12 protein-coding genes are annotated in these 13382 nt (G+C 71.4%); 6 read left to right on the forward strand and 6 right to left on the reverse strand.

Annotation, left to right across the window (positions count from 1 at the left end):
* Positions 1-438, reverse strand: a 438-nt coding sequence (locus ACZ51D_RS13570; RefSeq protein WP_465616352.1) for an acyl-CoA dehydrogenase family protein, incomplete at its 3' end; no start/stop codon positions are given.
* A gap of 252 nt (positions 439-690) precedes the next feature.
* On the opposite strand from ACZ51D_RS13570, the gene ACZ51D_RS13575 reads away from it, so the two are divergent.
* Positions 691-2028: a UDP-glucose dehydrogenase family protein gene (locus ACZ51D_RS13575; RefSeq protein WP_360495401.1), complete on the forward strand. Its 1338-nt coding sequence runs from the start codon at positions 691-693 to the stop codon at positions 2026-2028.
* Between the two features lie 189 nt (positions 2029-2217).
* The gene (locus ACZ51D_RS13580; protein WP_465616350.1) at positions 2218-2643 is read left to right on the forward strand and encodes a CoA-binding protein; all 426 of its coding nucleotides are present in this window, start codon (positions 2218-2220) and stop codon (positions 2641-2643) included.
* Here the strand turns inward: ACZ51D_RS13580 and ACZ51D_RS13585 are convergent.
* From ACZ51D_RS13585 to ACZ51D_RS13595, 3 genes are read right to left on the reverse strand one after another with little or no spacing between them, the layout of a single operon-like run.
* Positions 2640-3854 carry a dipeptidase gene (locus ACZ51D_RS13585; RefSeq protein ID WP_465662371.1) on the reverse strand — a complete coding sequence of 405 codons (1215 nt, stop codon included), beginning with the start codon at positions 3852-3854 and terminating at the stop codon, positions 2640-2642. The two genes, ACZ51D_RS13580 and ACZ51D_RS13585, sit on opposite strands and share 4 nt — an antisense overlap.
* A gap of 33 nt (positions 3855-3887) precedes the next feature.
* The gene (gene purE / locus ACZ51D_RS13590) at positions 3888-4421 is read right to left on the reverse strand and encodes a 5-(carboxyamino)imidazole ribonucleotide mutase (protein ID WP_360495389.1); all 534 of its coding nucleotides are present in this window, start codon (positions 4419-4421) and stop codon (positions 3888-3890) included.
* The gene (locus tag ACZ51D_RS13595) at positions 4418-5557 is read right to left on the reverse strand and encodes a 5-(carboxyamino)imidazole ribonucleotide synthase (RefSeq protein WP_465616379.1); all 1140 of its coding nucleotides are present in this window, start codon (positions 5555-5557) and stop codon (positions 4418-4420) included. Before ACZ51D_RS13595 ends, purE begins: the two co-directional genes overlap by 4 nt.
* 258 nt (positions 5558-5815) lie before the next feature.
* Between ACZ51D_RS13595 and ACZ51D_RS13600 the strand changes: the two genes are divergently transcribed.
* Entirely contained in the window at positions 5816-6376 is a 561-nt protein-coding gene (locus tag ACZ51D_RS13600; protein WP_465662373.1) for a GtrA family protein, read from the forward strand.
* 195 nt (positions 6377-6571) lie between these two features.
* The gene (locus ACZ51D_RS13605) at positions 6572-7267 is read left to right on the forward strand and encodes an ester cyclase (RefSeq protein WP_465662375.1); all 696 of its coding nucleotides are present in this window, start codon (positions 6572-6574) and stop codon (positions 7265-7267) included.
* Between the two features lie 86 nt (positions 7268-7353).
* On the opposite strand, the gene ACZ51D_RS13610 is transcribed toward ACZ51D_RS13605, so the two are convergent.
* Together ACZ51D_RS13610 and ACZ51D_RS13615 are read right to left on the reverse strand one after the other, a co-directional pair.
* Complete coding sequence (locus tag ACZ51D_RS13610) at positions 7354-8601, reverse strand: ATP-binding protein (protein WP_360495381.1); 1248 nt, start codon at positions 8599-8601, stop codon at positions 7354-7356.
* Positions 8602-8665: 64 nt separating this feature from the next.
* A complete protein-coding gene (locus ACZ51D_RS13615; RefSeq protein WP_030058577.1) occupies positions 8666-9340 on the reverse strand; it encodes a response regulator transcription factor in 675 nt (224 codons plus the stop codon).
* 329 nt (positions 9341-9669) lie between these two features.
* Here ACZ51D_RS13615 and ACZ51D_RS13620 point away from each other — a divergent pair, with 329 nt between their 5' ends.
* Together ACZ51D_RS13620 and ACZ51D_RS13625 are read left to right on the forward strand one after the other, a co-directional pair.
* Positions 9670-11178 (forward strand): peptide MFS transporter, encoded by a 1509-nt coding sequence (locus tag ACZ51D_RS13620; RefSeq protein WP_465662377.1) that lies wholly within the window; start codon positions 9670-9672, stop codon positions 11176-11178.
* A gap of 144 nt (positions 11179-11322) precedes the next feature.
* Complete coding sequence (locus tag ACZ51D_RS13625; protein WP_465662379.1) at positions 11323-13374, forward strand: prolyl oligopeptidase family serine peptidase; 2052 nt, start codon at positions 11323-11325, stop codon at positions 13372-13374.
* The last annotated feature ends 8 nt before the right edge of the window (positions 13375-13382 follow it).

Here is a 13382-nt window from a genome sequence, read left to right on the forward strand (position 1 = left end):
CATCCCCGCCGCGTCCGAACCCGCCTCCGGCTCCGACAGGCAGTACGAGAACATCCCCTCACCCCGCGCCAGCGCCCCCAGGTACTTCGCCTTCAGCTCCTCCGAACCCGACAGCTGCACCGGCAGCGACCCCAGCTTGTTCACCGCCGGGATCAACGACGACGACGCGCACACCCGCGCGACCTCCTCGATCACGATCACCGTCGCCAACGCGTCCGCACCCGCACCGCCGTACACCTCCGGCACGTGCACCGCGTGCAGGTCATTGCCCGCCAACGCGTCCAGCGCCTCCTGCGGGAACCGCCCCTGCTCGTCCACCTCCGCCGCGAACGGAGCGATCTTCGCCTCGGCCAGCGAACGCACCGCCTCACGAAGCATCTCGTGCTCCTCGGAGATACGGAAGAGATCGAAGTCAGCTGCCCCTGCGCTGCCCGCCATGATGCCTGCCTCGTCGTCCAGTGACCGAAGCCCGGCGAAGCCGGATCCGGCCCGATCGAACCGGTCCGATCGACGTCGAATCCGGGGTTAACTACCGTTCAGTAGCAATCCTAGGGCTCCGACCTGCGGCTGCCTAGCGTCCCGGGCGTGCGGCCGATCCCTGCACGCCCGGGCAGGACGGATAGCATCGGGGGCGTCCGTACCGGTCGGGTCCGCATCCAGGCCGGTCGAGTCCGCCTCCAGGGAGAACCCGTGACCCTCCGCATCTCCGTGATCGGCACCGGCTACCTCGGCGCCACGCATGCCGCCGCGATGGCCGAGTTCGGCTTCGAGGTGCTGGGCCTGGACATCGACCCCGACAAGATCGCCATGCTCACCGCCGGCCGCGTCCCGATGTACGAGCCGGGGCTGTCCGAGCTGCTGCTCAAGCACGTGGCCGGGCACGAGGGTTCGACCGGGCGACTGCGGTTCACCACCTCCGCCCAGGAGGCCGCCGAGTTCGGCGACGTGCACTTCGTCTGCGTCAACACCCCGCAGCGCAAGGGCGAGTTCGCCGCCGACATGTCGTACGTCGACACCGCGATCGACGAGCTCGCACCGCACCTGACCCGCCCGGCCCTGGTGGTCGGCAAGTCCACCGTCCCGGTCGGTTCGGCGGCCCGGCTGGCCGAGCGGCTGGCCGCGCTCGCGCCGGTCGGCGAGGGCGCCGAACTCGCCTGGAACCCGGAGTTCCTGCGCGAGGGCTTCGCCGTCCAGGACACCCTGCGGCCGGACCGGATCGTGGTCGGCACCCAGAGCGAGCGGGCCGAGCGGCTGCTGCGCGAGGTGTACGCGGAGCCGATCGCGGCCGGGGTGCCGTTCGTGGTCACCGACTACGCGACCGCCGAACTGGTCAAGGCCGCCGCGAACTCCTTCCTGGCCACCAAGATCTCCTTCATCAACGCGATGGCCGAGGTCTGCGAGGCGGCCGGCGCGGACGTCACCCAGCTCAGCAAGGCCCTGGCCTTCGACGAGCGGATCGGCGGCAAGTTCCTCAACTCCGGCCTCGGCTTCGGCGGCGGCTGCCTGCCCAAGGACATCCGCGCGTTCATGGCCCGGGCCGGCGAGCTCGGCGCCGACCAGGCGCTGACCTTCCTGCGCGAGGTCGACTCGATCAACATGCGGCGCCGCTCCCGGATGGTCGAGCTGGCCCGCGAGCAGTGCGGCGGCGGCTTCCTGGGCCGGCGGGTCGCCGTCCTCGGCGCCGCCTTCAAGCCCAACTCGGACGACATCCGGGACTCCCCCGCCCTCAACGTGGCCGCCCAGATCCAGCTCCAGGGCGCCCAGGTCACCGTCTACGACCCGAAGGCCGTCGACAACGCCCGCAAGATGTTCCCCTCGCTCACCTACGCCGGCTCCGCCCTGGAGGCCGCCGAGGGCGCCCACGTCGTCCTCCACCTCACCGAGTGGGCCGAATTCCGCGAGCTGGACCCGGCCGAGCTGGGCGCCGTGGTCGCCGAGCGCCGCCTCCTCGACGGCCGCAACGTCCTCGACGCCGACGCCTGGCGCGCCGCCGGCTGGACCTACCGTGCCCTCGGCCGCCCCAGCTGAACCCCTGAGCCCCCGGCGCCCGCCCCCGAACCCGGGGGCGGGCGCCTTTTTCGGGCAACCGATTCGGGCAACCGAATTGAACATGTTCACCTAAGGCGACGACGACGGTACGGCCCGGGTCAGGCTCCGGGCCTTCGACGCCTGAGCCCTGGCCGGAATCCCGCGTCCCCGAACGTCGTTGGAACCGGCATGACGAGCTACGGCGACGACGCGACGGTCCGCGAGATCCTCACCGGCACCGGGGACACCTGGGCCGTGGTCGGCCTCTCCGACAACACCGCCCGGGCCGCCTACGGCGTGGCCCGGGTGCTGCAGCGCTACGGCAAGCGCATCGTGCCGGTGCACCCGAGGGCCGAAACGGTCCTCGGCGAGCAGGGCTACGCCTCGCTCGCCGAAATCCCGTTCGCGGTCGACGTGGTGGACGTGTTCGTGAACAGCGCGCTGGCCGGGGAGGTGGCCGGCCAGGCCGTGGCGGTCGGGGCGAAGGCGGTGTGGTTCCAGCTCGGGGTGGTGGACGAGGCCGCGTACGGGCGGACCCGGGAGGCCGGGCTCGCCATGGTGATGGACAAGTGCCCGGCCCTCGAGATCCCGCTGCTGGACGGGGACGGGGCCTAGGAGTTCGCGCCGTCCAGCTGGGCGATGGTGGCGATGGACGGGCGGCGGCCGGCGCGCAGTGAGGTGGCGGCGGACTCGGCGTCGCGCAGGACGCGGACGGCGTTGTGCCAGGTGAGCTTGGCCAGGTCGGCCTCCGACCAGTGGCGGCGCAGGAGTTCGGCGACCAGGTTGGGGTAGCCGGCCACCGAGTCCAGGCCGTCCGGCAGGAAGGCGGTGCCGTCGAAGTCGCCGCCGATGCCGATGTGGTCGATGCCGGCGACCTCGCGCATGTGGTCGAGGTGGTCGGCGACGGTGGCCGGGGTGGCGATCGGGCGCGGGTGTTCGGCCTCGAAGGCGTAATGCCGCTCCATGGCCGGCGGGGTGGTGTCCAGCGGATGGAAGCCGTGGGCGCGCATGTTGTCGTCGGCGGCGAGGGTCCACTCGATGGCGGCGGGCAGGATGAACTTGGGCACGAAGGTGGCCATCGCCACGCCGCCGTTGGCGGGCAGCTGGGCGAGGACGTCGTCGGGGATGTTGCGCGGGTGGTCGCAGACCGCGCGGGCGGAGGAGTGCGAGAAGACCACCGGCGCCTCGGTGACCCGCAGGGCGTCCCGCATGGTGTCGGCGGAGACGTGCGAGAGGTCGACCAGCATGCCGAGCCGGTTCATCTCGCGGACGACCTCCTCGCCGAAGCGGGTCAGCCCGCCGGCCACCGGCTTGTCGGTCGCGGAGTCGGCCCACGGCACGTTGTCGTTGTGGGTGAGCGTCAGGTAGCGCACGCCCAGCTCGTACAGGGCGCGCAGGGTGGCGAGCGAGCAGTCGATGGAGTGGCCGCCCTCGGCGCCCATGAGGGAGGCGATCCGGCCCTCCGCGCGGGCGGCCTCGATGTCGGCGGCGGTGCGGGCCAGGCGGAGCCGGTCGGGGTAGCGCTCGACGAGGGCGTGGACGAAGTCGATCTGCTCGAGGGTGGCGCTCACCGCGTGGTCGCCGGCCAGCGAGGCGGGGACGTAGACGGACCAGAACTGCGCGCCGACCCCGCCCTCCGCGAGGCGGGCGAGGTCGGTGTGCAGGCGGTCGCTCTGGTCGGCGGCGAGGTCGAGCGCGCCGAGGTCGTACCCGGCCTGCTCGCGCATCGCCCAGGGGAGGTCGTTGTGGCCGTCCACCACGGGGGCGGTGCGCAGCAGGGCGCGGGCGCGGTCCAGCGGGGTGGGGGAGTCCGTCTCGGAAGTCATGCGAGCTGTTCTACCCCACCGCCGCGACCGTGGTTACTTGCCGAAGCCGAAGGAGGAGGAACCGGCCACCTTGGCCCGGAGCTTCTTGCCCTTCTCGGTGGCCTGGCTGTTCAGCTCGGCCTGGAAGTCGGTCATCCGCTCGGTGAGCTCGGGGTCGAAGGCGGCGAGCATCCGCACCGCGAGGAGGCCCGCGTTGCGCGCGCCGGCCACCGAGACCGTCGCCACCGGGACGCCGGCCGGCATCTGGACGATCGACAGCAGGCTGTCCATACCGTCCAGGTAGCGCAGCGGCACCGGCACGCCGATGACGGGCAGCGGGGTGACCGAGGCCAGCATGCCCGGCAGGTGGGCCGCGCCGCCGGCGCCCGCGATGATCGCCTTCAGGCCGCGCTTGTGGGCGTTCTCGCCGTACGCGACCATCTCGCGCGGCATCCGGTGGGCGGAGACGACGTCCACCTCGTAGGGGATCTCGAACTCGTCGAGGGCCTGGGCGGCGGCCTCCATGACGGGCCAGTCGGAGTCCGAGCCCATGACGATGCCGACGACGGGCTGGGCGGAGGCGCTCATTCGGTGATCGTTCCTCGCAGGTAGGCGGCCGCGTGGCGGGCGCGCTCGCGGACGTCTTCGAGGTCGTCCCCGAAGACGTTGACGTGGCCGACCTTGCGGCCGGGCTTCACGTCCTTCCCGTACATGTGGATCCGCAGCCCGGGGTCGCGGGCCATGCAGTGCAGGAAGGCGTGGTACATGTCCGGGTAGTCGCCGCCGAGGACGTTGACCATGACGGTCCACTTGGCGCGCGGCCGGGGGTCGCCGAGCGGGAGGTCGAGGACGGCCCGCAGGTGGTTCTCGAACTGCGAGGTGACGGCGCCGTCCTGGGTCCAGTGCCCGGAGTTGTGCGGGCGCATGGCCAGCTCGTTGACCAGGATCCGGCCGTCGCGGGTCTGGAACAGCTCGACGGCGAGGTGGCCGGTGATGCCGAGTTCGCCGGCGATCCGCAGGGCAAGCTGCTGGGCCTCGTCGGACAGGGCCGGGTCGAGGTCCGGCGCGGGGGCGGTGACCTCGGCGCAGACGCCGTTCTCCTGGACGCTTTCCACGACCGGGTAGGCGACGGCCTGGCCGCTGGGCGAGCGGACCACGTTGGCGGCCAGCTCGCGGACGAAGTCGACCTTCTCCTCGGCCAGCACGGGGACGCCGGCCAGGAACGGGGCCTGCGCCTCCTGCTCGCTGTCCACGACCCAGACGCCCTTGCCGTCGTAGCCGCCGCGGACGGTCTTCAGGACGACGGGGTAGCCCTCGCCCTCGGCCGCGAACGCGGTGACGTCGGCCGGGTCGGCGACGATCCGGTGGCGGGGGCAGGGCACGTCGATGGAGTCCAGCTTGGCCCGCATCACGCCCTTGTCCTGGGCGTTGACGAGCGCGTCCGGGCCGGGGCGGACGGCGATGCCGTCGGCCTCCAGGGCCCGCAGGTGCTCGGTGGGGACGTGCTCGTGGTCGAAGGTGACCACGTCGCAGCCCGCGGCGAAGCGGCGCAGGGTGTCGAGGTCGCGGTAGTCGCCGAGGACGACGTCGGAGACCACTTGCGCGGCGGAGTCCTGGGGCGTGTCGGCGAGGAGTTTGAACCTGACCCCGAGCGGGATGCCCGCCTGGTGTGCCATGCGGGCCAGCTGCCCGCCACCGATCATGCCCACCACTGGAAAATTCACATTGCCCGGGGAAGTCACGCCGCCAGGATATCCGGGCCGGTCGGGGGTGGTGGAGCCGCTGGTGGGCCCTCGGAAGCGGACGCGCGTAGATGTCAACCCGGGGGCCTCGCGGCTGAGCCGTTCGGCGGAAGCGGGTAGCCTGGACGGCCAGGTCCTGGTCTACGCGGTCAGATCATGTGCGTGCACGCAGGGCTCAAGGGGCGGCCGCGCCGCTGCGATCAGCCCTTTCGACCCGCAGGCACATGGAGGCAGTCCGGTATGGCGACGACCGCAGCTTCGAAACCCTCACTCGCGCAGAAACTGCGTGGGCTCAAGGGCGAAGTCGTGAAGTTCGGCATCGTCGGCCTGAGCGGCGTGGTGGTCAACTTCGCCGTCTTCTGGGTCTGCATCAACGGCCTGTACCTGGCCTCGGTGCGGTCGAACATCGCGGCGACGGTGATCGCGATCGCCACCAACTACCTCGGCTACCGCTACTGGCTGTACCGGGACCGCGACGCCGCCTCCCGCAAGCGGGAGATCACGCTCTTCCTGGTCTACAGCGGCATCGGCATGCTGATCGAGACCGGCGTGCTCGGCTTCTCGGTGTACGTGCTGAAGCTGGACTCGCACTACGAGCAGCTGGGCGCCAAGGTGATCGGCCTCGCGGTGGCCACCGTCTTCCGCTTCGTCTCCTACCGCACCTGGGTGTTCAAGGCCGAGCCGGAGCCGGTCGAGCTGCCGGCCCAGCAGACGGCGGGCACCGCCAGCGGCCAGGAGCTGGCCGCCCAGGCCGAGCTGATGCTGGCCGCCGAGCAGATCCGCTACGCCAAGGCCGAATAGGCCCCGCGACCGGTAGCCCTCCCCCGCGGGCCACGCGCACCACGCCCAGACCCCGCGGACCGCACAGACCCCGCAGCCCCGGCAGGCCGATCCGGCCGCCGGGGCTTGCTGTCTGCGCCGCCGGCGGAGGAGAGTGGTGACCGAGGGCGAGCGCGGTCAGCGAACGATCACGGCCGGGGGGTCAGGAGGCTCGCCATGACGTTCGTCCAGATCATCGACTGCCAGACCGACAGGCTCGACGACCTCAACCAGCTGATGGACACCTGGGTCGAGGCGACCCGGGGCAAGCGGACCGCCTCGCACGCGGTGGTCGGCACCGACCGTTCCGACACCAAGCACGTGGTGGAGATCGTGGAGTTCCCCTCCTACGAGGAGGCGATGAAGAACTCCCACCTGCCCGAGACCGACCGGATCTTCCGGGAGATGGTGGCGCTCTGCGACGCGCCGCCGACCTTCACCGACCTCGACGTGGTCCGCGACGCGCGGTTCAACAAGGCCACCGCGAGCCGGGTCCTCGAAGGGCTGTCGGCCGGCAACCTCGACATCATCGACGAGTGCATGACCGCCGACTACCGCGACCACGACTACGGCAGCGAGAGCGACGCGGTCGGCCCGGCCGCGTTCCGGGAGCGCTGCGGCAACTACCTGGGCGCCTTCGACTTCACCTTCGACACCGAGGGCCAGATCGCCGAGGGCGACGAGGTGGCCACCCGGTGGACCTGGCACGCCACCCAGAAGGCCGACTTCATGGGCGTACCGAACACCGGCAAGTCGGTGGTCGGACGCGGCACGACCACCTTCCGCTTCAGGGACGGGAAGATCTGCGAGGGCTGGTGGCAGTGGGACGTGATGGGCCTGATGCGCCAGCTCGGCGTGCTGCCCGGCGCCTGACCCTGCCCCGGCGAACCCCGACCGGCGACCCCGCTCGGTCCTCGTGCTCGGTCCTCGTGCTCGGTCCTCGTGCTCGGTCCTCAAGCTCAGTCCTCGTGGCTGCGCCCGAGGAAGATCGCGAACACCGGGGGCTTCAGCGAGAGCAGTTCGAGCCGCCCGCCGTCCGCCTCCGCGAGGTCGCGGGCGACGGCGAGGCCGATGCCGGTGGAGTTGCGGCCGCTGACCGCGCGCTCGAACACCCGGTTGCCGAGGTCCGGCGGCACTCCGGCGCCTTGGTCCTGCACCTCGACCACGACCGAGGTGCCGGAGGGCCGGACCCGCAGGGTGATCGTCCCGGCGCCGTGCATCAGGGAGTTCTCGATCAGGGTGGCCAGCACCTGGGCGACCGTCCCCGGGGTGCCGACCGCGGTGATCCCGTGCAGGCCTTCCAGGGAGAGCACCCGGCCCTTCTCGCGCAGCGTCGGGCCCCACTCCTCCACCTGCTGCTTGATGACCTCGTCCAGGTCGAAGGCGACGGCGGTGGGGCTGCGCGGGTCGCGCTGGGTGGTGAGCAGCCGCTGGACGACGTCGGTGAGCCGCTCGACCTGCTGGAGGGCGATGGTCGCCTCCTCCTTGACGGTCTCCGGGTCCTCGGCGAGGGCGGTGATCTCCTCGAGTCGCATGGAGAGCGCGGTGAGCGGGGTGCGCAGCTGGTGCGAGGCGTCGGCGGCGAGCCGTCGCTCGGCGGTGAGCATCCGGGCGATCCGCTCGGCGCTGGTGTCCAGCACCTCGGCGACCCGGTCGAGTTCGGGCACCCCGTAGCGGCGGTCGCGCGGGCGCGGGTCGCCGGAGCCGAGCCGTTCGGCGGTCTCGGCGAGGTCGGTGAGCGGGCGGGCGAGCCGCTTGGCCTGCCAGACGGCGAGCGCCACGGCGGCCTGGACGGCGAGCAGGGCGACCACGCCGAGCAGCAGCAGGTTGTTGGCGATCTCGTGGTCGACGTCCTCGCGGGACTGCTCGACGGTGACGGTCTCGCCGCTGTTGCCGCGTTCGACGGCCTTCAGCAGGTGGCTGCCCGCCGGGCGCTGGCCGGCCGAGAGCACCTGCTGGCCGGGGATCTGCACCTCGACGTAGGTGCCCTCGGTGACCTGGCTCTCGAAGGCCCGCTCGTTGGTGACGCCCTCGTTCGCGCCGATCCGGCTCTCGACCAGGGCGAGCACCCGGACGGCGGCCGCGTCCACCCGGTCCTGGGCCGAGTTGACGATGGTGCGCTTCTCGACCAGGGCGAGCGGCACGCAGAACACCACGACGACCACCAGGACGACGCCCAGCAGCGAGTTGATCATCCGGCGTTTCACGCTGCCGCTCCCCGAGGTGTTCCGCTTCACCGGCTGTGGCCCGGTCCCGATCTCCGTACGGGGGCTAATTCTTCTCGAACCGGAACCCCACTCCGCGCACGGTGGCGATGTAGCGCGGGTTGGCCGCGTCGTCGCCGAGCTTCTTGCGGAGCCACGAGATGTGCATGTCCAGGGTCTTGGTGGAGGTCCACCAGGTGGTGTCCCAGACCTGGCGCATGATCTCCTCGCGGGTGACCACCCGGCCGGCGTCCCGGACCAGCACGCGCAGCAGCTCGAACTCCTTGGCGGAGAGGGTGAGCTCCTCGTCGCCGAGCCAGGCGCGGTGGGACTCGATGTCGATCTTCACCCCGTGCGCGCCGGTGGTGAGCTGGTCGACGTTGCCGCGCCGGAGCAGGGCCCGGACGCGGGCGAGCAGTTCGGCCAGGCGGAAGGGCTTGGTGACGTAGTCGTCGGCGCCGGCGTCCAGGCCGACCACGGTGTCCACCTCGTCGGCGCGGGCGGTGAGCACCAGGACGGGGCAGCTCTTGCCGTCGGCACGCAGGCGGCGGCAGACCTCCAGGCCGTCCATCTCGGGCAGGCCGAGGTCGAGGACGACGAGGTCGACCTCCTCGGTGAGGCCGGCGGCCAGTGCGGTCGGACCGTCCTCGCGGACGAGCACCTCATAGCCCTCGCGTCGCAGGGCCCGGGCGAGCGGTTCGGAGATCGCCGGATCGTCCTCGGCAAGCAGCACACAGGTCATGGGGTGATGGTAGTCCGCCGGGGTAAGCCCGTACGCCCTGTGAGGTAGTTCACAGAGCGTGATCGTTATACGGGCATCCGACTGAGTTCAACAGAGCGTTGCGGCCCGCCGGTTCAGCGAAGAATCCCCTACTGGATCTTGAATCCGAAGGAGGATAACCGCATCTACCATGGATCGATCGGGAAGATCTGTTGATCTCTTTGCCATTGCCATACCTAATTCGTGGCTTTTGTCATCTGATAGAGCCGAATATCGCCACGTAGAGTGGTTTCGTCCACGTCCGCCGCCACCCCCCTAGGCGGACGCTGTCAGGCAAGGAACCCCTACACATGGCGTCTACGACCCTGGACGCCGACGTTACGTCGGCCTCTCCCAGCGGCAAGACCTTCCTCGGTCACCCCCGAGGCCTCGCCACTCTCTTCATGAGCGAGATGTGGGAGCGCTTCAGCTACTACGGCATGCGCGCCCTGCTGGTGCTCTACATGACCGCCTCCATCACGGACGGCGGGCTCGGTATGAAGGCGGCGGTCGCCGCCGCCGTGTACAGCGTTTACACGGCCATGGTCTACCTGCTGGCCCTCCCGGGCGGCTGGATCGCGGACCGCTTCCTCGGCGCGCGCAAGACCGTCGCGGTCGGCGGCACGATCATCATGATCGGCCACTTCCTGCTGGCCGTCCCGTTCAGCGCGTCGTTCTTCGTCGGCCTCGCCCTGATCGCGATCGGCTCGGGCCTGCTCAAGGCCAACATCTCGACGATGGTCGGCCACCTCTACGACGGCCCGAACGACCCGCGCCGCGACGGTGGCTTCACCGTCTTCTACATGGGCATCAACCTCGGCGCCTTCGCGGCCCCGCTGGTCATCGGCACCGTCGGCCAGAACGTCAGCTGGCACCTGGGCTTCGCCCTGGCCGGCGTCGGCATGGCGCTCGGCCTGGGCCAGTTCCTGCTGGGCACCCGCCACCTGAGCCCGAAGAGCAACGTCGTCACCTCGCCGATCAGCGCGGACGAGAAGCGGAAGATCTTCACCAAGGCCGGCATCTGGCTGGCCGTCGCGACCGCCTTCTACGTGATCGTCGCCGTCACCGGCCACTTCACCATCAACTGGGCGATCTGGCCGCTGTCCATCGCGGGCCTGGCGATCCCGGTCTTCGTCTTCGCCAAGGTGAAGCGCGACAAGGACCTCGACGCCGCCGAGCAGTCCAAGATGAGCGGCTACATCTGGTTCTTCGTCGCCGCCGCCGTGTTCTGGATGATCTACGACCAGTCCGGCTCGACGCTGAACATCTTCGCCGACGAGCACACCGCGTCCACGCTGCTCGGGTTCGACTTCCCGTCCAGCTGGTTCCAGTCGCTCAACCCGCTGTACATCATGGCGCTGGCCCCGGTCTTCGCCTGGATCTGGGTCGCCCTGGCCCGTCGGTCGAAGAACCCCAGCACCACCATGAAGTTCGCCTTCGGTCTGCTGATGATCGGCGCCTCCTTCATCGTCATGATGCTGGCGATGGCCTCCGCCTCCGGCGGCGCCAAGGTCACCCCGCTGTGGCTGGCCATGGTCTACCTGGTCCAGACCGTCGGTGAGCTCACCCTCTCCCCCGTCGGCCTGTCCGTCACCACCAAGCTGGCGCCCACCAAGTACGCCAGCCAGATGATGGGCGTCTGGTTCCTCGCGGTCACCGCGGGCGACTGCGTCGCCGCCATCTTCCAGCTGGTGCTGGGCGACAAGGTGGTCGGCGGCACCGCGTACTTCGCGGTGCAGGGCGCCATGGCGATCCTCGCCGGCATCGCGCTGGCGATGTACCGCAAGAAGGTCGTCAAGCTCATGGGCGACGTGCACTGACCCGACGTGCACTGATGCACTGATGCACTGACGATCGGCTCACGACTCCGGGGCCGCCGTGGATTCCTGAGATCCACGGCGGCCCCGGCCGTTTTCCCCCGTTCCCCCGACGGGACCGGGCCGGCCATGCCTACGGTGCCCGGTATGACGACCGACTCGCTCCCCCGTCAGTTGGCCCGCACCCGCCGGTTCACCCTCGGCGCCCCCACCCGGCCGCAGCCGTCCGCCGACGGCGCCACCGTGCTGTTCCTGCGCGGCCGGGACGGCACCGACCCGCTCACCTGCCTCTGGGCCCTGGACACCGACGGCGGCGGGGAACGACTGATCGCCGACCCGGCCGCCCTCGGCGCCACCACCGGCATCACGGCGTACGGCACCGACGCCGACGGACGGTACGCGGCCTTCGCACTGGACGGCGCGCTGTGGCTGGCCGACACCGCCGACGGCACCGTCCGCACCGTCCCGGCCGCCGGTGAGCCGCAGGAGGTGCGGCTGGACCCGACCGGCCGCCGGATCGCCTACGTCAGCGGCGGCGCCCTGCGGGTGGTCGGCGTCGACGGTGCGGACGACCGGGCGCTCGCCGAACCCGAGGCCGAGGACGTCTCCTACGGCCTCGCCGAGTACGTCGCCACCGGGGAGATGTACCGCACCGACGGCCACTGGTGGTCCCCCGACGGCAGCGCCCTGCTGGTCGCCCGGGTCGACGAGCGCCCGGTCACCCGTTGGTTCCTCACCGACCCGGCCGACCCGCGGCAACCGCCGCGCGCCATCCGCTACCCGCCGGCCGGCACCGCCAACGCCGGCGTCTCGCTGTGGCTGCTCGGCCTCGACGGGAGCCGCACCGAGGTCCGCTGGGACCGCACCGCCTTCGAGTACCTCACCGCCGCCGGCTGGGACGGCCACGGCCCGTACGCCGCCGTGCAGAGCCGTGACCAACGCACCGTCCGCACCCTGGCGATCGGGGCGGACGGCGCCATCCGGGTGCTCGCCGAGCGAACGGACCCGCACTGGGTCGAACTGCTCCCCGGCCTGCCGGTCCGGACAGCGGGCGGGGCATTGGTCGACACCGCCGACGACGGCGACACCCGGCACCTGACTGTCGACGGCAAGCCCGTCACCCCGGCCGGGCTGCAACTGCGGGCCGTCCTCGGGACAGAGGGCGAGCAGGTGCTGTTCACCGCCTCCGAGGAGCCCACCGAAACTCACCTCTGGACGTACGAACCGGGCCACGGCATACGACAGTTGAGCAGCGGCCCGGGCCTGCACGACGGGGTCGCGCGGGGCGGAACGCTGGTCCTCACCACCCGCTCCCCCGGCGGCCGCACCACCGTCCTGCGCGAGGGGCGTCCGGCGCTCCCGCTGGTTTCGCACGCGGAGCCGCCCGTGCTCGCCTCCCGCCCCGAACTGCTCCGCCTCGGCCCCCGCGAACTGCGCGCCGCGCTCTACCTGCCCACCGGCCACCGCCCCGCCGACGGCCCGCTGCCAGTCCTACTCGACCCGTACGCCGGGCCCGCCATGCAGAAGGTCACCACCGGCGGCGCCTGGCACGAGCAGGTGTCCCAGTGGTTCGCCGACCAGGGCTTCGCGGTGCTGGTGGTGGACGGCCGCGGCACCCCCGGACGCGGCCCACGCTGGGACAAGACGATCTGGGGCGACAAGGCCGGCCCCGCTCTGGAGGACCAGATCGACGGCCTGCACGAGACCGCCCGGCTGCGGCCCGGACTGCTCGACCTCGACCGGGTCGCCATCCGCGGCTGGTCGTACGGCGGCTTCCTCGCCGCCCTCGCGGTGATTCGGCGCCCCGACGTCTTCCACGCCGCCTCGGCCGGGGCCGCCCCCACCGACCACAGGATGTACGACACCCACTGGCAGGAACGGTTCCTCGGCCACCCCGACGAGCACCCCGAGCACTACGACGCCGGCGACCTGATCGCCGAAGCGCCGAAGCTGCGCCGCCCGCTGCTGCTGATCCAGGGCCTCGCGGACGACAACGTCTTCCCCGCCCACACCCTGCGGCTCTCCCGGGCCCTGCTCGCCGCGGGCCGCCCGCACGAGGTCCTGCCGCTCGCCGCCACCGGCCACCGGCCGAGCGACGAGGCGGTGGTGGAGCACCTGCTGAGGCACGAACTGGACTTCCTCCGGCGCTCCTTGGCCTCGGATGACACACCCGGACCCGGACAGCAGGCCTCGGAATAGCGAAAGGC

The sequence above is a fragment of the Kitasatospora sp. NPDC033851 genome (assembly GCF_055576085.1).